Origin of the sequence: Phytohabitans kaempferiae, from assembly GCF_042433955.1 — a bacterium.
Taxonomy (GTDB): domain Bacteria; phylum Actinomycetota; class Actinomycetes; order Mycobacteriales; family Micromonosporaceae; genus Phytohabitans; species Phytohabitans kaempferiae.
This window is the reverse complement of the sequence record NZ_JBHLUH010000040.1, coordinates 1-20,965: the sequence shown is the minus strand read 5'-3', so window position 1 is coordinate 20,965 and position 20,965 is coordinate 1. Positions and strand designations below refer to the sequence as shown.

At 73.1% G+C, this 20,965-nt stretch carries 8 protein-coding genes and 1 pseudogene; 1 reads left to right on the top strand and 8 read right to left on the bottom strand.

Translation table 11 applies throughout. From position 1 onward, the window contains the following. Window positions 1-13 precede the first annotated feature (13 nt). Window positions 14-4,978, bottom strand: a complete 4,965-nt coding sequence (locus tag ACFFIA_RS20480; RefSeq protein WP_377253136.1) for an NAD-glutamate dehydrogenase — start codon at window positions 4,976-4,978, stop codon at window positions 14-16. 156 nt (window positions 4,979-5,134) lie between these two features. On the opposite strand from ACFFIA_RS20480, the gene ACFFIA_RS20475 reads away from it, so the two are divergent. After that, entirely contained in the window at window positions 5,135-7,048 is a 1,914-nt protein-coding gene (locus ACFFIA_RS20475; protein WP_377253134.1) for a penicillin-binding transpeptidase domain-containing protein, read from the top strand. A 2,399-nt stretch (window positions 7,049-9,447) separates the two neighbouring features. Here the strand turns inward: ACFFIA_RS20475 and ACFFIA_RS20470 are convergent. The 7 genes and pseudogenes from ACFFIA_RS20470 to ACFFIA_RS20440 all read right to left on the bottom strand — a co-directional run. Continuing rightward, window positions 9,448-10,356: pseudogene (locus ACFFIA_RS20470) on the bottom strand (arginase family protein); the annotation flags it as partial. 9 nt (window positions 10,357-10,365) lie between these two features. Then, a complete protein-coding gene (locus ACFFIA_RS20465) occupies window positions 10,366-11,280 on the bottom strand; it encodes a tetratricopeptide repeat protein (RefSeq protein ID WP_377253133.1) in 915 nt (304 codons plus the stop codon). A 6-nt stretch (window positions 11,281-11,286) separates the two neighbouring features. Continuing rightward, entirely contained in the window at window positions 11,287-14,355 is a 3,069-nt protein-coding gene (locus ACFFIA_RS20460; RefSeq protein WP_377253131.1) for a hypothetical protein, read from the bottom strand. After that, window positions 14,352-17,453: an FtsX-like permease family protein gene (locus tag ACFFIA_RS20455; protein WP_377253130.1), complete on the bottom strand. Its 3,102-nt coding sequence runs from the start codon at window positions 17,451-17,453 to the stop codon at window positions 14,352-14,354. The genes ACFFIA_RS20460 and ACFFIA_RS20455 overlap by 4 nt, the downstream gene beginning before the upstream one ends. A gap of 57 nt (window positions 17,454-17,510) precedes the next feature. Further along, on the bottom strand, window positions 17,511-18,353 hold the full coding sequence (locus ACFFIA_RS20450) for an ABC transporter ATP-binding protein (protein ID WP_377253129.1): 843 nt from the start codon (window positions 18,351-18,353) through the stop codon (window positions 17,511-17,513). 22 nt (window positions 18,354-18,375) lie between these two features. Beyond that, entirely contained in the window at window positions 18,376-20,049 is a 1,674-nt protein-coding gene (gene icmA, locus ACFFIA_RS20445) for a coenzyme B12-dependent isobutyryl-CoA mutase large subunit (RefSeq protein WP_377253128.1), read from the bottom strand. Between the two features lie 50 nt (window positions 20,050-20,099). Then, entirely contained in the window at window positions 20,100-20,780 is a 681-nt protein-coding gene (locus ACFFIA_RS20440) for an Asp23/Gls24 family envelope stress response protein (RefSeq protein ID WP_377253126.1), read from the bottom strand. Window positions 20,781-20,965 lie beyond the last annotated feature (185 nt).

The following is a 20,965-nucleotide window of genomic DNA, read 5'->3' as shown; positions in this document are numbered from 1 at the left end:
CTTGTGGTGCGGCTCACGCCGCCGACGCGGTGCGGACGAGGGTGCGGATCTGGCGCAGCAGCACCGACAGCGCGGCCAGGTCGGCCCGCGAGTCGCCGAACTCGCCGATCGCGTTGCGTGTACGAGCGATCGACGACACGTTCGCTTCCTCCCAGGCACGCACCCGTTGCGCCGCCGGCAGGTCGGTGGGCGTGGAGTTGAGCACCTCCGCGGTGAGGGCGGCCAGCGCGGCGTACAGGTCGTAGCGGAGCGCCATCCGGGCCAGCGTCTGCCACCGGTCTTCGCGGGGCAGCAGCGAGATCTTCGACAGCAGCTCGTCGACCCGGAACAGCTCGGACAGCACGAAGTAGACCTCGGCCACCTGGTCGAGGTCGTGGCCGGTGCCGTTGGCCACCTCCACCACGTCGAGCAGGCCGAAGCCGTACACCAGGCGGGTCGTCTGCTCGGCCAGCGGCTCGGGCAGCCCCTGGGAGGCGAGTCCGCCCGCGTTGGCGCGCAGCGTCTCCCGCTCGGTGCCTCGGAAAAGACTGTCCAGCTTGGGCATGAGGTGGACGATGCCGGGGCGGAGCCGCTCGATCTCGCCGGTCACGTCCAATGGGGACCGTCGAGATGAGACCAACCATCGCACCGCACGGTCGAGCAGGCGCCGGGTCTCCAGGTAGAGCATCGTCTGCGCGGCGGTGGGCACCTGGTTGTCCAGCGCCTCCGCGGCGGCCCAGATGTCGCGGAGGCCGAAGACGTCGCGGACCACCACGTACGCCCGGATCACGTCGGCCGCCGAGGCCCCGGACTCCTCGACCGCCCTGTAGACGAAGGAGGTGCCGCCACGGTTGACCACCTCGTTGACGAGCTGGGTCACCACGATCTCGCGGCGCAGCGGATGCCCGCCCATGCGGCCCGAGCAGCGCTCGCGCAGCGGGGTCGGGAAGTACTCGGCCAGCACGTCGGCCGCCCACTCCTCGTCGGCGATCGGGTCGGCGAGCAGCTCCCTCTCCAGCACGATCTTCACGTAGGCGAGCAGCACCGCGAACTCGGGCGCGGTCAGCCCGCCGTCGCGCGCCTCCAGCTCCTCGTCGGCGGGGAGGGCCTCGATCTGCCGGTCGAGCGCGCCGGAGCGCTCCAGCTCGGTCAGCATCCGCCGGTGTACGGGCAGCAGCGACTCCGCCTGCGCCCGCGCGTTGCCGAGCGCGCGCGCCTGGTCGTAGTTGTCGCGGAGCACCAGCTCGGCGACCTCGCCGGTCATCTCGGCGAGCAGCGCGTCCCGTTCCGGTGTGGTCATCTCGCCGTCGACGATGGCGCCGCCGAGCAGGATCTTGATGTTGACTTCGTGGTCGGAGCAGTCGACGCCGGCCGAGTTGTCGATGAAGTCGGTGTAGATGTGCCCGCCCCGGAGCGCGAACTCGACCCGCCCGCGCTGGGTCATCCCGAGGTTGCCGCCCTCGCCGACCACCTTGGCGCGCAGCTCGCCGCCGTTGACCCGGATCGCGTCGTTGGCCTTGTCACCGACATCCACATTGGACTCGCTGGCGGCCTTGACGTAGGTGCCGATCCCGCCGTTCCACAGTAGATCCACCGGTGCCAGCAGGATCGAACGCATCAGGTCCAGCGGCGAAAGGGCCTCCACGCCCTCGTCGAGGCCGAGCGCGTCGCGCATCTGCGGCGAGATCGGGATGGATTTCATGGTACGCGGAAAGACACCTCCCCCCTCCGATATCAGTCCCGTGTCGTAGTCGGACCAGGAGGAGCGCGGGAGGTCGAAGAGTCGCTGCCGCTCCACATAGGAGCGTTCGGCGTCGGGCGTCGGGTCGACGAAGATGTGCCGGTGGTCGAAGGCGGCCACGAGCCGGATGTGGCGGGACAGCAGCATCCCGTTGCCGAAGACGTCGCCGGACATGTCGCCGACGCCGGCCACCGTGAATGCCTGGCTCTGCGTGTCCACGCCGAGACCGCGGAAGTGGCGCTTCACCGACTCCCACGCGCCGCGGGCGGTGATGCCCATCTTCTTGTGGTCGTATCCGGCCGAGCCGCCGGAGGCGAACGCGTCGCCGAGCCAGAATCCCCGCCGCACCGAGATCTCGTTGGCGGTGTCGGAGAAGGTGGCGGTGCCCTTGTCGGCGGCGACCACCAGGTAGGTGTCGTCGGGGTCGTGCCGCACGACGTCACGCGGCGGGGTCACCTTGCCACCGACGATGTTGTCGGTGACGTCGAGCAGCGCGTTGATGAAGAGCTTGTAGCACTCCACCGCCTCCTCGCGCTCCGAGTTTGCGCTGCTCGCGACCGCGGGGCCGACAAGCTCGCTCCTCGCGCTCCCGCCTGGCTGCGTCTTCAGCACAAAGCCGCCCTTGGCGCCCACCGGCACGATCACCGCGTTCTTCACCGTCTGCGCCTTGACCAGCCCCAGCACCTCGGTGCGGAAGTCTTCCCGCCGGTCGGACCAGCGCAGCCCGCCCCGCGCCACCGGGCCGTAGCGCAGGTGCACGCCCTCGAAGCGCGGCGAGTACACGAAGATCTCGAACTTGGGGCGCGGTGCCGGCAGGTCCGGGATCGCCTGGGGGTCGAGCTTGAAGGCGATGTACGACTTGGGCCGCGCATCCCCGCCGCGCTGGAAGAACGACGTGCGGAGCGTGGCCTGGATCAGCGTGAGGTACGAGCGGAGGATCCGGTCCTGGTCGAGGCTCTCCACCGCGTCGAGCTGCTTGCCGATCTCGTCGATCAGCTCGCCGCTCCGCTCCGCCCGCTCCTCGTCGCCGAGTGCCGGGCGGGGCGCGAAGCGGGTCTCGAAAAGGCGCACCAGCAGCGCCGCGATCCCCGGGTTTTCGATGAACGTCGTCTCCATGTACCGCTGGGAGAAAACGGTGCCGGCCTGGCGCAGGTACTTCGCGTACGCCCGCAGCACCACCACCTGCCGCCAGGTGAGGCCGGCACGCAGCACCAGCTCGTTGAAGCCGTCGACCTCCGCCTCGCCCCGCCACGCGGCGGCGAACGCGTTCTCCACGTGCGCGCGCACCTCGTCGAGGTCGCGGTGCACCTCGGGCAACTGGAGGCCGAAGTCGTACAGGAAGACGGCGGCGTCGGGGCGGCGCAGCTCGTACGGCCGCTCGTCGACCGCGCGCACGCCGAGCGAGTGCAGCACCGGCAGCACGGCCGAGAGCACCATCGGCTCGCCGTACCGGTAGATCTTGAACCGCACGTTGTTGCGATCCCGGTCCTTGCGGAACAGGTGCATCTCCAACTGGCCCGGCTCGTCGAGCAGCTCCAGCTTGGCGAGATCCTTGACCGCCTCGAAGGGGGCGTGCTCGTCCTTGTACCCCTCGGGGAAGGCGTCCGCGTACCGGTGGTAGAGGCGTTTGGCCTGCTCGTCGCCGAGCTTGCGCTCCAGCACCAGCCGGAAGTCGTCCTCCCACAGGCGCGTGGCATCGGCGAGCTGCTCGGCGAGTATGTCCGGGTCGACCTCGCCGGGCGGGTTGCCCGGCTCGGTGCGCACGATGAAGTGGATCCGCGCCAGCGTCGACTCGGTCACCCGCGTGGTGTAGTCGACCCCGACCCCGTTTAGCTCGCGCAGCAGGATCTCCTGCATCTTGAGCCGGTTTTGCGTGGTGAAACGGTCACGGGGCAGGTAGATGAGGCAGGAGATGAACCGGCCGTATCCGTCGCGGCGCAGGAAGAGGCGGAGCTGGCGGCGGCCCGCCATCCGCAGCACCCCGATGACCGCCTGGTAGAGGTCGTCGGTCTTGATCTGGAAAAGCTCGTCGCGCGGGTAGGTCTCCAGGATCTGGAGCAGGTCCTTGCCGGAGTGGCTGCGCGGCGAGAGGCCCGAGCGATCGAGCACCTCGGCGACCTTGCGGCGTACCACCGGCAGGTCACGCACGCTGGTGCGGTAAGCCGCCGTGGAGAAGAGGCCGAGGAAGCGCCGCTCGCCCACCACCTCACCGGCCGCGTCGAACATCTTGATGCCGATGTAGTCGAGGTAGGCCGAGCGGTGCACGGTCGCCCGCGAGTTTGCCTTGGTGATGATGAGCAGGCGCTTCTCCAGCACCTTCTCGTACGCCTCCGGCGTCATCGAGGAGATCACCCGGGGCGAGGTCTGATCCTGGCGCAGGATGCCGAGGCCGGTGCCGAGCACCGCCTCCAGCAGCTTCTCGCCGCCCTCGCCCTCGACAAGGTGGTACTCCCGGTACCCCAGGAATGTGAAATGGTCGTCGGCCAGCCAGCGCAACAGCTCGACTGAGTCCGTGATGTCCTTTTCCGGCACCGGCGGGCGGTCTGGCGTGTGGCGCGCGCCGGCCAGCTCCTCGGCGATGGCGACAGCCTGGCGGCGCATCTTCGGCCAGTCTTCGACCGCCTCGCGCACGTCGGTGAGGACCCGCTGCAGCTCGCGGCGGAGCTGGTCGCGGGCGACCGCGTCGCGCACCGGGTCGACCTCGATGTGCATCCAGCTCTCGACGATGTCGCCGTCGATCGCGTCGTCCGCCTCCACCTCGGCGGCGACCTCGGCGAGCTTCCCGAGCGGCTCGCGGCGCACCACGATCAGCGGGTGCACCAGCAGGTGTACGTCGAGGTGGTGAGCGGTGAGCAGGGAGGTCACCGAGTCGACAAGGAACGGCATGTCGTCGGTCACGATCTCGATGACCGTGTGGTCGTCGGTCGCGCCCGGCTCGCTGATCCGCAGCTTGAGCTCGCCCGGCACGCGCTGCTCGGCCAGCTCGCGGTGACTGCGGGCGGCCGCCAGCATCTCGGCCGCCGTGTAACCGATCAGCTCCTCGTCGGGCGCGAACCGCCAGAACCGGTCGACCAGCGCTGCCGCGTCGTGGTCGTCGCCTGCCAGGCCCACCGCCTGTGCCACCAGGCGCTCGGTGCTGGGGACGGGCTCGTCGATCTCGGCGTCTTCCACCTCGTCGACGCTCGGCAGGTCCGGAAGCGTGCCATCCGAGATGGTGTCGACACTCGCGCCGGCCCCGATCCGATCGACCGATGTCATGTCCGCACGCCGGACCATGGGTGCACACTCCCCCCTCGCCCACCACGCTGTGGGCTGTCTCCGTCCAGACTAGGCCCTAGCCAAGTACCCGGACTGAGGCGGTATAGCCACCATGCGGGTAACCAGTGGTCGTCGCGTGCGTACTACCGTCACGACATGCGTGTGAGTTACGGGGTAGCGGCGATCGTACTGGCCGCGGGCATGCTGACAGCCTGCGGGAGCGGTGACGGGCCGGAAAAGAGCGTCGACGCGTTCCTGTCCGGATGGCGTTCGGGCAATCTCGACGCGGTGAGCTTCATCGACCCGGCTGGCCAGAAGGTCCCGTCCGGTGACGTGGTGACCCAGATCAAGGCACTCTCCGGCGAGTTGGCGGCCACGCCGCCGGCACTCACCCGGTCGGGGGAGGCATCGGTCACCAAGGACATCGCGACCAGCACGGTCAACGTCGACTGGACGCTGACCGGCGGGACGCACTGGACATATCCGACCACCGTGCGGCTGAGCAAGAGCAGCGACGACGAGTGGCGGGTGATCTGGGAGCCCAAGATCGTGCAGGAGAAGCTCACGGCGGGTGACGAGTTCGCCATCGAGCGGAAGACCGCCGAGCGGGCGCCGATCCTCGACGCCGCCGGCAAGCCGATGGTCGAGGCCCGCCCGGTCGTGCTCGTGGGCATCCAGCCCAACGCCGTGGTCGGCATGGGGCAACTGGTCAAAGACCTGGACGCCGCGCTGAAGTCGGTGGACGTGGCGGTCGACCTCAGCGACCTGCCGGCCCGCGCCGCGGCAGCCAAGCCGGATCACTTCGTCGACGTGGTGACGCTCCGCAAGGAGGTATACCTCAAGATCCGCCAGCGGCTCCAGGCTGTGCCGGGCACGCGGTACCGGGAGGAGACGCGCTACCTCGCGCCCACGCGAGAGTTCGCCCGCGCGCTGCTCGGCACCGTCGACCCGGTCCAGAAAGAGGATATGGACAACAATCCGGGTAAGTACGTCATGACGGATCTGGTCGGACACGGTGGTCTCCAGGAGCGGTACGACGACCGGCTGCGGGGCCTCACCGGACAGGTCGTAAAAATCGTCCGCAAGAGCGGCGAGGGCACCGCGCGGACGACCGAGGAGGTCGCCGAGGTGTTCCGCGCCGAGCCGACGCCCGGCACGCCGGTGAAGACCACGCTCGACCCCAAGGTGCAGCGGGCCGCCGACAACGCGCTCCGCGGCAACCCCAAGGTCTCCGCCCTGGTCGCGGTCCGCATCAACGACGGCACGGTGGCCGCGGTCGCCAACGGCCCCAACGGCGGCGGCGACAACCTCGCCTTCACCGCCTCGGTGCCGCCCGGCTCGACGTTCAAGATGGTCTCCGCGCTCGGCCTGCTCGACAAGGGCGCGGTGACGCTGGACGCCAAGGTCGGCTGTCCCAAGACCGCCACGGTCGACGGCCGCTCGTACAAGAACTCGCACGACATGGCACTCGCCGACGTCCCCTTCCGGGTCGACTTCGCCCGCTCGTGCAACACCGCCTTCGTCGCCCTCGCCCCCGAACTCGGCGACGACGGCCTCGCCGCGGCCGGCCGTTCGCTCGGGCTGGAGGGCAAGTGGGACCTGGGCGTCGAGGCGTTCAGCGGCAAGGTCTCCACCGGCGGCTCGGCCACCGAACGCGCCTCCGCGTCGTTCGGCCAGGGCACCACCGTGGTCAGCCCGCTCGCCATGGCCGCCGCCACCGCCGCCGTCGCACGCGGTCAGTGGCAGCAGCCCACCGTGCTGACCGACCCCGCGGCCGGCGAGAAGGCCCCGCCCGGACCCGAACTCAACGCCGGCTCCGCCGAGGCCGTACGCACGATGATGCGCGAGGTGGTCACCAGCGGCACCGGGTCCGCGCTCAAGGACGTTCCGGGCGAGCCGGTGTACGGCAAGACCGGCACCGCCGAGTTCGACAACAATCCGGCCAACACGCACGCCTGGTGGGTCGGCTGGCAGGGCGACCTCGCGTTCGCCGTCTTCGTCGAGAAGGGCGGCGACAGCGGTACCGGCTCGGTCCCGATCGCCGAACGCTTCCTGCGCGGCTTGGCCTGACGCACTGCTCGGTTTGCGCTCGCGCCTTTCGGCGGCGCCCTCGGTTTGGGGGCGCCGCTCCGGCGCACTTCCCCCGCTCCGCCTGGCGGCTCGCCTATCGGTTTCGAACTGAACCGTCGCGTACGGGGAAGGAGTGCAAGCCCGCCGCTAACCTCACCCGATGCCCGCGTACCGGTCCGTCGCCGACCTTTGCCGCCTCGCACTCCGCGGGCGACCGGCGAACGTCGGTGCCTGCCGAGCTAAGCGCTCTCGGCGGAAGGCGGCGACCTCTTGGGGCGACGCAGCCGCCCCGGACCAGCCTTGGCGGGCGGCCCGAACGGCTCGAACGCCGGCACCGGCATAACACCGCCCCCGGGACCGGTCTTCGTGTCCGCCCCCTCGCCGTCCTCGCTCCCGTCCGCCTCGTCGCCAGTCGCGGACGGCTCCACGTCGTCATCCGTGCGCCGCGCCAAGCCGCCTTCACGCAGAGGCGGCTCCGCATCGTCACTCGCCCGCCGCGCCAAGCCGCCCTCACGCGCAGGAGCCCCCGCGTCATCCGCCGGACGCCGCGCCAAGCCGCCCTCACGCGGACGCGGCTCCGCATCGTCACTCGCGCGCCGGGCCAGACCGCCTTCGCGTGCGGATGGCCGGGCCTCGTCGTCCTTCCAGGAGGATTCCGCCTCGCCGCCCCGGCGCAGCCTCCCCGGGCCCGAGTCGGTGTCTCCGCGAAGGCCGGCCGGTCCGGTGGCGGCGCCGCGCGAGGCGCGGTCGGCCGGTGTGCCGCGCCGCGCCGCCAGGTCGGCTGCGACGTCCATCCAGGCCGACTCCGCCTTGCGACGCAGGCTCGGCTCCGGGTCCGGCCTGTCGCGCTGCGCGGGCTCGGTCCTGTCGCCCGACGATGCGGCTGGAGTCGGCTCCGTCTTCCCGCGCGGATCAGACTCCGCCCTGCCACGCGGATCGGAGTCTGCGTTGCCGCGCGGATCGGACTCCGCCCTGCCGCTCGCCGCCGAACCGGCGCCGCTGCGTGCCGCCGACCCCGCATCGTCGCGCGCGGTGGAACCAGCCTCGCGCGCGCTATCACGCGACTTGTAGCGCCCATGCTCGTCGCGCAGCACCGAATCCGCCTTGCCGGGCCGCGCCGATCCCGCTCCGTCCCGCGCCCCGTCGCGTTGCCCAGACCCTTGCCAGTCGCGGCCCAGCCCATCACGCGGGCCGGAACCGGGCCTGTCGCCAGCCGCTCCATCGCGTGGCCCAGGCACGGGCCTGTCCTGGCCCGACCCGTCGTGCGACGCGGATCGCGGCCGGTCGTCACCTGCTCCGGCCCTCGGTGCGGGGGCGGCTGTGGCGTGTGGAGTGGATTCCGGCGTTCGCGGTTCGTCGTCCGGGGCCTTGCGGGCCGCCGGTGGTCTGGGGACGGCTGAAGACCTGGCGGCGGCGTCCGTGGTGTCTGCTGCCGTGCTCTCCGCCGGCCTCGCCCCGGGGACCGAGTCCGCGCCCGAGACCGCACTGTCCAAAACGGAACCGCCAGCGCCGGAGCCTGATGCCGTGCCGCCCCCCGATGTCGACGCCACCCGGCCGACCGAGGTCGTGGCCTGCGACAGGCCGACGCCGGACTCCGCGGCCAGCGGCTTGCGGGCAGCCGGGGCTGTCGGGGCCGCGGGCTCCGACGCCGACGAAAGCCCATCAGCAAACGCCAGCGACCCCGCAGCAGCCTCCGGCGCCGACGAAAGTCCATCAGCAAACGCCACCGGATCCGGCTCCGACTCCGGCGAAAGCCCATCGGCAAATGCCACCGACCCCGCGGCAGCCTCCGACGCCGGCAAATGCCCATCAGCGAACGGCACCGACCCCGCAGCGGCCTCCGAGGCCGGCGAAAGCCCACCACCGGACGCCACCGACTCCGGCTCCGACTCCGGCGAAAGCCGGTCAGCCGCCGGCCCGGACTCCCGCGAAGGCCCACCGGCCAGCGGCTCCGCGGCGGCCTCTCCCGCACCGGGGTCTGGCAAGCTCGCGGACGGCGCCAGAGATCCACCATCCGGCGATCCGGTCGGGTCCGGCGAGGGGCCAGCCTCCGCCCCCGACCAGGAGCCACCGTCAGGCGACGAGGCTGACGCGGGCTCCGACCACGAATCATCCGCCGCTGGCGGCACCGGCGCCGACCAGGAGTCAGCCGCTGACGCGGGCTCGGACCACGAATCAGCGCCCGCCGACGGGTCCGACTCCGGCCAGGAATCACCATCAGTTGACGCGGCCGGCACCGCCGACTCCGGTGAGGATCCGGGATCGAACGACGGGGCGGACTGCGGCGTAGCGGAGGCGGTCTCAGCCAACGACCCATCATCGGGCGAGACGGCCGCAGGTGCATCCGCGCGCGACGAGGCGGCCGTCACCGCGGAAACGGCCGCGGCCGTCGGCTCGACCACGCGCACCGGCGTCAGGCCGGCCACCACCGCGTCGACGATCTCGGCGGCGTAGGAGCCGTCGGGGTCGTAGTCGGGGTCGAAGACGGTGATCTCGACGCCCAGGCAGTGTGGCGTGTCGACCAGGCCGGCGAGCAGCAGCTCCAGCTCGGCGAAGGCGATGCCGCCCGGGTCAGGCGCGTCGACCGCCGGCATCACGGCCGGGTCGAGTACGTCCACATCGACGTGTACCCAGTAGCCGGCGCACTCGCTCAGCTGGTCGCGGGCCCACTGCGCCGTGCGGGCCGCGCCCTCGACCCGCAGTGCGGGCACCGGGCGGGTGATGATACCGGCGGCCTGGAGGTCGAGACGGTACTCATCCTGCGCGCGGATGCCGAGCACCACCACGTCGATGTCCCGGAAGTACGGCCGGCGCCCCTCGATGCCGGCCAGGTCGGCCTGGCCCCGGCCGGTCGCCAGGGCCAGATCCTCGCCGGCGGCGGCGCCAACGTACGAGGCGTTGCCGGGATGCCGGAAGTCGGAGTGCCCGTCGACGAACACCAGCCCGATCCGCCCGCCCACCACCTCGCCCAGGCGGTGCATGGCCAGCGCGGAGCCGAGCAGGATCGAACAGTCGCCGCCCAGGACGACCGGAAACTCACCAGCGTCGATGATGTTGCCGATCCGGTCGGCCAGGGCGATCGAGTATGCCGCGATCTGCTCGGCGTGGCACACACCGTCGCCGGGGCGCCAGCCACCCGGGTCGTATCGCGGTGGGGTCAGGCAGCCCGCGTCGCGGGCGGCGAGCCGCGCGACCAGGTCGTGGTCGCGCAGCGCCCCAGGCGCCTTCGCACAGCCCGGCACCGACGTCTCGGTCGGCGGGCGCAGACCGAGATTGGACGGTGCGTCGAGTACGGCGATGCGGCGCATGGGCGGCCGCTAGAAGAGCGCGCTCGCGAGGGCCCGCCGTGCGCTGGAGACCGCCGGATCATCGGGGCCGGCGATGGTGAACAGCGACAGCAGGTGCTTGCGGATCTCCTCTCGCTCGTCTCCGGCGGTGGTGCGGACCAGGTCGACCAGCCGCTTGTAGGCCCGGTCGGCGAAGCCGCTGAGCACCTCGACGTCGGCGGCGAGCAACTGAGCGGCCACGTCGTCGGGCTTGGCCTCGGCGGCGGCGAGCGCGGCGTTGGGGTCGACGCCCACCACGCGGCGGGCCAGGGTCACGTGCGCGAGCCCCGCCTCGGCGGCGCTGTCGGCCGGCGACTCGGCGAGGATCTTCTTGTATGCCTGCTCGGCCGTGTCGAGGTCGCCGGTCATGAGCGCGTCGTCGGCCTCGACCAGGCGCGGGTCCTCGGGCGCGGCCGGCGGCTGCACCCCGCCCGCCTTGAGCACGGCGTCGATCCACTGGCGCAGCTGCGGCTCCGGCACCACGCCGGAGAAGGCGTCGACCGGCTGGCCGCCCACCACCGCGTAGACCATCGGGATGCCCTGGACCCGGAACATCTGCGCGAGCCGCGGGTTGCTGTCGACGTCGATCTTGGCGAGGATCCACGAGCCGCCGCCCTCGGCGGCGAGCTTTTCCAGGATCGGCGAGAGCTGCTTGCAGGGCTGGCACCACTCGGCCCAGAAGTCGATGACGACGGGCGTGGTGAGCGACCGCTCCAGCACCTCGGCCTGGAAGGTGGCCTCGGTGACGTCGATCACAGCCCCAACGCTGCCCCCCGGAGGACCACCGGGCGCGCCCGCTTCGGGCGGCGCGTCGGTGCGGCTGGGAGTGGGCGCGGGCGCGCGCAGCGCGCTGAGGTCGACCGCGCCGCGGGTGAAAATCGACGGAGTGGTCCGTGGGTCGCTCATGGTTCCCTAGTCTCGCACGCGCGACGCCACTGCGGACCTACGCTGCGCGGCGGCCACCCCACCGGATCGGGCCGGCGCGGCGGCCACGCCTGCCGAGCGGCGCAGCGCCACGGCCACCGCGACCGCCGCGGTCGCAAAGCCGACAACCGCGAGCCCGGCGGGCAGTGCCGCCGCCGCTGGGGAGGGCCAGCGCGGGAGCGCCAGCACGAGCGAGTCGTCCACGAACACCGGCAGGTACGAGCCAGCCAGCCACCACGCCACCACGGCCGCCACCGCACCGGTGACCAACGCCGCCACGACCACCGGCAGGTAGCTCCAGAGCGCCGCCCGCCCCACCGCGCGGCCCGGCAGCCCCTGCACGCGCAGCGCGCGCATGTCTTCCGTGCTGCGGCGGCGATCGACCGCGGCCATGAGCGCCAAGCCGCCGAGCCCCAGGAGTACGGCGAAGCCGGCAGCCATGAGGTGGAACCAGATCGCCAGCGCCGGCGCCTGCCGGTCGAGCAGCGCCCGCGCCTCGTCGACGGTGCCGTCGGCCTCGACCACCAGCCCCTCCTCGGCGAGGCGGTCGGCGATGTCGGCCGGCGCGTCGGGGTGGAGCCACACCTGCGGCTCGGGCAAGCTGGTGCCGCTCAGCGTCTGGCGCTCGAGGTAGTCGAGGTCGGTCAGCACTCCGCGCGAGCCCAGCCGGGGCATCCCGGTGAGCTGGCCGACCACCTCGTACGGCGGCTGGTCGGCGTCGAGGCCGGGGACCGTGAACCGCTCGGGCAGGTCGCCGACGGCCACCACGGGCAGCGGGCTGGGTACGTCTGGCGCGAGCGCCCACGTCTCCTGCCGTGCCCCCGTCGCCACCGCGGTGACCGTGAGCCCCCGCGGCACCGGCTCGACGTCGCCCGGCGCGAGGCCCTTCCAGCCACCGGCGGCCAGATCGGCGGTGGAGACGAGCGAACCGACCTCGCGGATCACCACGGAGGTGGTTTCGGAGCCGCTGCGGGCGTAGATCGCGTCGAAGCCGAGCAGGCGGCAGCCGGCGGCGCACTCGTCGATCAGCGTGCTGTACGTGCGCTCGCCCGCGTCGAGCACACCGAAGGTCCTCCGGATCGCGGTGCTCCCGTCGAGTGGCCGCAGCGACACCGCCACACGCAGCTGCCCCTCGCTCTGGCCCGGGTTGTCGAGCGTGACGTCCAGACGCGTACCGCGCAGCACGTACGGCTCGGGGGTCACCGGGCGCAGCAGCCCCGACACCTCGCCCGGACTCGCCCCGAACTCGGGCCGCCACACGCCGACCCGCTCCAGCCGGGTCGTGTCGACGGCGAGCATGGGTATGCCCGCGGGGCCGGCACCGGGAAGCTCGGTGGCGGCCATCGCGTACCGCCCCTCGGGGTCGATCTCGCGTACGGCCGCGAGCAGCCGCCCCGCGTCGACCGGCATGAGCGTGAGCACACGGTCGGCGCCGGTCTCCACCACGGCACGCTCGGCGCGGGAACGGGCCGCCACGTCGACCGCCATCGCGGCGAAGCCGAGCAGCGACGCCGCCACCGCCAGCAGCACGAAGAGGCGGTGACTGCCGGGGCGGCGGGCCACGTGCAGCGCACCGAGCGCGACGCCGAGCCGGCCGCGGCGCAGCGCCCGCGCGCCGAGACGCCCCGCCAGCGGCATGAGCAGGCGGGCGGCGACGAGCGCGATGGCGACCGCGACCAGGGAGGGTACGAGCAGCGAGAGCCCCACCAACTCGCCCTCGAAACCGCGCAGCTGGAAGACCGCCACAACGGCGAGCGCCACGACGATCGCCTCGATCGCGGTGGAGCGCCAGGCGCCGGTGCGGGCTGGCACGCGGCGCAGCAGCTCGGCGACCGGGCGGGCGAGCTGCTGCCGCTGGGCGACGAGGGCGGCCAGCAGGGCACCGCCGGCCGCGAGCGCCGCGTACGGCAGCGCGTCACCGGTGATCGCCAGCTCGCCGCCGCCGAACCGGGACTGTGCCACCAGCCACACCGCGAGCGTGCCGGCCACGTATCCGATCGGCGCGCCGGCCAGCACCGCGAGCGTGCTCTCCCCCGCGCCCAGCCACCAGCGCACCGGCCGGCGGACACCGCGGAGCGCGACCAGGCCGAGCTCGTGGCGGCGGCCGGCGGTGCCGTACGCCACCGCGAGGAAGATGACGAACCAGCAGAGCCCGACCAGCGGCACCGCGGCGACCGGCACGACCCGGCGGGCCAGTGTCTGCGCCCGGTCGACGCGGTCGAGCAGCCCTTCCAGATCGCTGTCGAACTGGGCGAAGAAGGCGCTGCCCGCGCTGGTGCCGCCGACCAGGTCGGCGCGCATCTCGGCGACATCGGCGCGGACCTCGGCGAGGCGGTCGGCGTCGAGCGCGCCGGGCATGGGGACGGCCTCGACCGAGCGCAGGTCCTGGGGATGGTCGATGCTGTCGGCGGTCTGCCGGTTGACGAAGACCGGCTCGCGGTCGCTGTCGGGGCGGCCGGAGGCGAAGTACGCCGTGCGTCCCCAGTAGACATCGGTGATGTCGAGCGGCTGGTAGACACCGACGACGGCGAGGCGGGCCGGCACGCCCGCGGGTACGAAGCGGCGCGCCTGCTCGTCGTACCTGGCGCCCTGGACGGTGACCGTGGAGCCGGGGCCGAGGCCCAGCCGGCGGGCGGTCGCCTCGCCGATCACCGTCTCGCCGGTGGCCATCACGCACCGCCCGGCGACCATCCGCAGGTGGGGGCAGACGTCGGTGCGGAAGGTCAGCCACGAGACGCCCGGGTCGGGCTCGATGCCGAGCACCACGTACGTGGTGGAGTAGACCGGCGCGAACCCCTCGACGTCGAGCGCCCGCGGCACGGTCGAGTCGAAGACGTCGGAGCTGACCGCCTCCCCCTCGCCCACGAAGGCGGAGAGGCTGACCGTCTGCTCCGCCCGGTCGGAGGCACCGACCTCGGTCTCCGCCACCGACCGGTCGACCGCGCGGAGGTACGCCGGGCCGGCCACCGCCGCGCCCGTGGCGAAGAGGCTGAGCAGCAGCACCGCGACGGCCTGCGCCTTGCGGGCGGCGAGCATGGCGAGCACGAGCGCGATCACGGGCGGCCACCTCCCGCGGCCGTGGCGGCCGGCGCGCGCTCCTCGCCCGGGGCGCCGCCGCCGTCCGGCCGCGCCGGGACGACACGCGGGGCCGCGGTGGCCGGCGCCGGGCCGCTCGCCCGCACCAGCTGCGCCGCGGCCACCGCGCCGGTCGCGCCGAGCACGAGCAGCCCGCCCAGCCCGGCGAGCAGCAGTGGCAGCGCCTGCGGGCCGGTGGGGACCGGCAGCACGCCCCAGTCGTCGACGAACACCGGCACCGCCGCCTCCACCAGCGACCCGCCCAGCGCGGCCGCGGCGATCCCGACCACCACGCCGGCGACCACGAGCACCGCGTAGCCGCCGTGCCCGATCGTCCGCACCGCCCGCCGCGAGAGCCCCTGCGCGCGCAGCGCGGCCAGCTCGGCGGCGCGGTCGGGGCGCTCCACCGCCGCCGCCACGGCCAGCGCCAGTGCGGCGAGCAGCACGCCCAGCACGCCGGCGATCAGCTGGAAACGGAGGGCGAAGGGCGGGCCCTGCTCGGAATACCGCCCCTGGGCCGCCGCGATCGAGTCGTCGGCGAGCACGACCAGCCCCTGCTCGCGCAGCCGGTCGGTGATGGCGGCGGGCGCGTCCGGCGCCAGCCACACCTGCGCCTCGTCGCCCAGCCCGGCCTCGGCGGCGAGGCGGTCCGCGTACTCCAGGTCGACCAGGAACCCCCGACCGGGCGCCCGCGGCAGCGCACTCACCGCTCCGGAGAACCGCACCGGCAGCTCGTCGCCGCCGAAGAGGGCGAGGCGCGGGTCGCCGGGCACGCCGCTCGGCGAGGCGAAGCGCGTGTGCGCCACCGGCAGGGGCACGGGAGTGTCCACCACGTACACCATCCCGGAGCGGGCGACCCCCTCCGGCATCGCCGACGGCGGCATGGTCAGCTCGAGCGCGCCGCCGGCCACCGCGACAGTGGGACCCTGGTCGTCGCTCCGCACCGTCCCCCGCCACCGGCTCGCGCCGGCCACCTCCAGCGGCCCGGCCGATCCGGTCAGGGCGTGCACGCGGACCGTGCGGTCCGCGAGAGGTTCGGCGGCCTCCTCCGCAGCGGCCAGCTCGATCGCGACCAGCCGGCACTCACCGCCACAACCCGAAAGATCCATCTGGTACGACTTGCGGCCGGCCCCCAACACTCCAGACTGGACGGTCAACGAGGTGCCGCTCGCGGTGGCCAGATGCACCACCACGCGCACCGGCTCACCGGGGCCGACCACCTCGGCGTCGAGCGCCAGCCGCCCGTCGTCGAGGCGCACCGGCAGGGGCGCCTCGGGCCGCAGACTCCGGAGCAGATCGGGGAGGCTCGCACGGTACCCCTCCTGCCAGCGGGCGACCCGCGCGAACCGCTCGGTGTCGACGGCGAGCACCACCTGCCCGGCCTCGCCCGCGCTGTTGCGCACGACGGCGGCGGCCTGCGTGCCGGCGGGGTCGGCGGCCCGGACGGCGGCCAGCAGGTGCGCGCGGCTGCGCGCCTGGACGCTGAGCACGCGGTCGGCGCCCAAGTCGTGGGTCGCCCGCGCCTCGCGCGCGGTGGCCGCCGCAGACCATCCGCTGGCGGCCGTCCCGAGCAGCGCGACGGAGACCGCGAGCAGTGCGAAGACCCGGTGCGTGCCGGGACGCCGGGCCAGGTGCGTGGCGGCCAGCGCCAGCGGCAGCCGCCCGCCTCGCAGCGCCCGGTGCCCGACCCGCACCGCCAGTGGTCCGATCGCGCGCGCGGCCACCAGCGCCACGGCGAGCGCGACGAGCGCGGGCGCGACCAGCACGAGGCCGGTGGACTCGCCGGGCTCGCGGTCGGTGACATACGCCTGGTAGACGCCGGCGACCGCGACGACCACCACCACGAGGTCGATCACGTCGGCCCGCCAGCCCCGGCGGCGGGCGGGCACGTGGCGGAGCAGGTCGATGACGCCGGCGCCCATCCCGCCCCGGTCGGCGGCGACCGCCGCCACCAGCGCGCCGAGCACCGCGGCGCCCCCGGCGGCCACCGAGAGCGAGGCGGCGGCGCCGACCCGGTCGGCGTCGACGTCACCGAGCAGCCGGGCCAGGCCGAGGCCCGCCGCGGCGCCGGCGACCGCGCCGGCCACCATCGGCAACACGCTCTGCTGGAAGACCAGCGCCCAGACCCGCCACCGCGCGCCGCCGCGAAGCTTGAGCCAGCCGATGTCGGGGCGGCGCTGCTCGGCGCTGTGGCGCACGGCGAAGAAGAGCGCGAACCAGCACAGCAGCAGCAACTGCACCGCGGCCACGCTCACCCCGAGGTTGACCAGCCACTGCTCCCGCTCGACCCGGCTGACCAGCGCCGGCGCCCGGCTCTCCACGCGCCACTGCGCGCCGGACCGGTCCTGCTGGCGGTCGATCTCCTCGGCCAGGTCGTAGCCGTCGATGCTCAGGTATGCCTCGACCGGCACCACCACGTGGTACTCGGCGAAGAGCTCGGTCGCGTCGGACGCCCCGACCGTCTCCGCGGTCGCGAACACCGGCTCGCCCGCGCCCGCGGCCGTGTCGGTGCCGCTGGACCGCCCCAGGACGCTGCCCGCCCAGTACGGCCCAAGCGGGTCGCGCAACTGGTAGGTGCCGACGACGGTCAGCGCGAGCGGCACCTTTCCGACCACGGTGAAGCTGGCCCGGTCGCCGGTGGACAGCCCCAGCCGGCTCGCGGTGCGCTCGCTGATCAGCGCCTCACCGGGCGCGGTCGGGCAGGCGCCGACGATCGTGAGCCGCTCGCACATCTCGTCGCGGAACGCGAGCGTCGACGCCTGCTCCGCCCGCTCGTGCAGCAGCCGCCCCGAGACCCGCACCGACGCCGTGCCGGCACCGCCGTGGATGTCGACGAGTCGCGCGCCCTCGGCCCGCACGCGCTCGGCCGCGTCGGGACTCCCCTCGACCCGCGCGGTCGCGAGCACGACCCGCTGGTTGGCCGGGGCACTGGTGACATCGGCGACCGCGACCGACCGGGCCGCGGAAATCACGTACCACGGGGCGGCGGTCGCGGCGGCCACGGCGAGCGCGGTGAGCAGGAACAGCGTGGCGGCCTGCGCCCGGCGCGCCCGGATCGCGCCCAGCACCACCGCAAGCATGCGATGACCATAGACTGCGGGTGGGACCAATTTCGATCCCGTGTCCGCCCGGCCCGGTCACGAATCGGTCTGGCTGCCACCTACGACGAGTGTCACCGAGCCGTCGACGTGGTCGACCGTGAAGAGCGTGCCGGGCGGGAACTCGCCCAGCACCTCGGGCGGCAGCTGGATGGTGCCGTCGCCGGCCACCACCGCGAAGTCCTGCCCGTCGCGCCCCTCGGCGCCGACCCGGCCGTCGCGGATGGTCACCGCCCGGCCGAGGCGCGCGCCCACCTCGGCGTCGTGTGTGACGACCACGATCGTGGTGCCCCGCTCGGCGTTGACCGTCTCCAGCGCGGCCAGCACCTCGTCGCGGCCGTGCGTGTCGAGCTGGCTGGTCGGCTCGTCGACGAGCAGCAGCCCGGGCGACGCGGCGATGCCCACCGCGAGCGCGGCCCGCTGGCGGGCGCCGGGCGGGAGGTCGCCGATCTTCGCGGTCGCCTTGCCCCGCAGCCCCACCAGGTCGAGAATCCGCTCGGGGTCGTCGAGCTCGATGCCGGCGGCGCGGGCCGCGCGGCGCTGGGCGAGCCAGACGTTGCGCTGGAGCGTCGCGTACGGCAACAGGTTGCGCGCCGCGCCCTGGAGCACCACGCCGATCTCGGTGCCACGCAGCCGGGAGATCTCCGCGTCGGTGAGCTTGCCCAGGTCGTACGTCCCCACGCTCACCCGCCCGGCCGACGGGCGCATCAGGCCGCCGAGCAGCGCGACAAGTGTGGACTTGCCGGAGCCCGAGGGGCCGACGAGCGCGAGCATCTCGCCCGGGTTGATGGACAGGTCGACGCCGGAGAGCGCCACCACGTCACCGCCCTCGGCGCGGTAGATGTGCACCACGCGGCGGCAGGCTACGGCCAATCCCGTCACGGCCCCTATTAAAGCCGCAAACTCAGAATCGTGCGGGCTCCCGGTAGACGCCCCACTCGGCGCGGAGCGCGTCACAGATCTCGCCGAGCGTGGCCTCGACCCGCACGGCGTCGAGCATGGCCGGCACGATGTTGTCGTCGGTGCGGGCCACGTCGACCATGCGGGAGAGCGCCGCGTCCACCGCCGCCCTGTCCCGCCCGCCCCGGCGTTCGGCCAGCAGCTCGCGCTGTTCCACCTCTACCTCGTGCGAGATGCGCAGGATCTCCAGCGGCCTGCTCACCGTGCCGGTGTGGCCGGTGACGCCGACGACGTGCTTGTCGCCCTTCTCCAGTGCCTGCTGGTAGGCGAAGGCCGCCTCGGCGATCTGCCCGGTGAACCAGCCGTCCTCGATGCCGCGCAGGATGCCCGAGGTGATCGTGCCGTCCGAGCCCATCGACCTGATCTTCGCGAAGGTCGCCTCGGCCTCGGCTTCGATGCGGTCGGTGAGCGCCTCCACGTACCACGAGCCGCCCAGCGGGTCGGCCACGTTGGTCACGCCGGTCTCGTCCATCAGCACCTGCTGCGTACGGAGCGCGATCTCGGCCGACTCGTCGGTGGGGAGCGCCAGCGTCTCGTCCAGCGCGTTGGTGTGCAGCGAGTTGGTGCCGCCGAGCACCGCCGCCAGCGCCTCGACCGCCGTGCGTACGACGTTGTTGACCGGCTGCTGCGCGGTCAGCGACACCCCGGCGGTCTGCGTGTGGAAGCGCAGCCAGAGGGCCCGCTCGTCGGTGGCGCCGTAGACGTCGCGCAGCCACCGGGCCCAGATCCGCCGCGCCGCCCGAAACTTCGCGATCTCCTCGAAGAAGTCGACGTGCGCGTCGAAGAAGAAGCTCAGCCCGGGCGCGAAGACGTTGACGTCCAGCCCTCGGGAGAGCCCCAGCTCCACGTAGCCGAAGCCGTCGGCGAGCGTGTACGCCAGCTCCTGTGCGGCCGTCGAGCCGGCCTCCCGGATGTGGTAGCCGGAGACCGAGAGCGGCTTGTACCGGGGGATCTCGTGCGCGCAGTACTCCATCAGGTCGCCGATGAGGCGCAGGTGCGGCTCGGGAGCGAAGAGCCACTCCTTCTGCGCGATGTACTCCTTGAAGATGTCCGTCTGGAGCGTGCCGTCCAGTGTGGACAGATCGGCGCCCTGGCGCTCGGCCGCGACCAGGTACATGCAGAAGACCGGCACCGCCGGGCCGGAGATCGTCATGCTCGTGGTGGTGCCGGCCAGGTCGATGCCGTCGAAGAGCACGTCCATGTCGGCGGCCGAGTCGACGGCGACGCCGCAGTGCCCCACCTCGCCGAGCGACTGCGGGTCGTCGGAGTCACGCCCCATCAGCGTCGGCATGTCGAACGCCACGGAGAGCCCGCCCCCGCCCGCGCCCAGGATCATCTTGTAGCGCTCGTTGGTCTGCCGCGCGTTGCCGAAGCCGGCGAACTGGCGGATCGTCCACGTGCGACCCCGGTAGCCGGTGGGATAGAGCCCGCGCGTGTACGGAAACTCCCCCGGCCAGCCGATCCGCTCGAATCCGGGCACGTCCGCGTCGGGTGGCGGCCCGTAGACAGGGTCGACCGCCATCCCGGAGAGCGTGGTGAAGTCGGCGTCCCGCTTGCGGGCCGCGTCGTATCTGGCCTGCCAGCGGGCGCGGCCCGCCGCGATCTCCTCGGCGTCCATGACGCCGAGTCTAGAACCGATCCTGAACGATCGCTAAGTTACCGCACGACTCACGCCTGGTAGCCGGCCGCCCGCGCCTCGTCGCCACCGACCGGGCCGGCGTCGTCGACGTGCACGTCGTCGACCCGGATGTTGACCTCGGTCACCTCGAGCCCGAGCAGGTTTTCCACCGAGCTGATCACCTTGGCGCGGACCTTCTCGGTCACCGAGTGCACCACGAAGCCGTACTCGATCACGAGCGTGATGTTGATGACCGCGGTGCGCCCTTCGAGCCGCACCGACATGCCGCGGTCGGCGTCGTCGTCGGCGTCGCCGAGGCCGATCCGCTCCTTGACGTTGGCGAAGAAGCGGGCCACGTCGCCGCCCAGGTCGTAGACGCCAGGCACCTCGCGGGTCGCGATGCCGGCGATCTTCTCGACCACCTCGTCGGCGATCGAGGTGGTGCCCCGCTCGGCGGCCAGCTCGGCGTTGTTGCGCAGCCGCTCGACCACCTGGGAGGCGACCCGGCCAGAGGCCGCCGCGGCCCGCTCGACCGCGTCACCAGCCCGCTCGACGGCGTCGCTGATCTGCTCGCTGATCTGCTCGACCGTGCCATTGGCCGGAGCCGGCACGGGCGTCGCCGCCAGCACGACCGCCGACGTAGCCGGAGTGGTCTCGGGCGCCTCGGCGCTGGTCTCGTCGGCGGTGCTCTCCTGACGCTGCGCGGGCACCTGAGCGGCTACGTCGGTCATGAATCCTCCCCCTGTCGGTGGCAGCAGCTGGGTCCGTCCCGGGCGAGCCGGCGGCTGGATCGCTGACGGGCCACTGGGTCCGGAGCGTACCTGCCAGAGGCGAACCCGGGGAGTGCCGTAACTCTCAGCTAGTAGTGCTTGGTCATGATCCGCGTCATGGTTTGAGGTGATCGTCGTCTCGGGGT

Coding starts and splice junctions, on each gene's coding strand:
- ACFFIA_RS20480 (WP_377253136.1), bottom strand. CDS start 4,978: ATGACATCGGTCGATCGGATCGGGGCCGGCGCGAGTGTCGACACCATC.
- ACFFIA_RS20475 (WP_377253134.1), top strand. CDS start 5,135: ATGCGTGTGAGTTACGGGGTAGCGGCGATCGTACTGGCCGCGGGCATG.
- ACFFIA_RS20465 (WP_377253133.1), bottom strand. CDS start 11,280: ATGAGCGACCCACGGACCACTCCGTCGATTTTCACCCGCGGCGCGGTC.
- ACFFIA_RS20455 (WP_377253130.1), bottom strand. CDS start 17,453: ATGCTTGCGGTGGTGCTGGGCGCGATCCGGGCGCGCCGGGCGCAGGCC.
- icmA (WP_377253128.1), bottom strand. CDS start 20,049: ATGGACGCCGAGGAGATCGCGGCGGGCCGCGCCCGCTGGCAGGCCAGA.
- ACFFIA_RS20440 (WP_377253126.1), bottom strand. CDS start 20,780: ATGACCGACGTAGCCGCTCAGGTGCCCGCGCAGCGTCAGGAGAGCACC.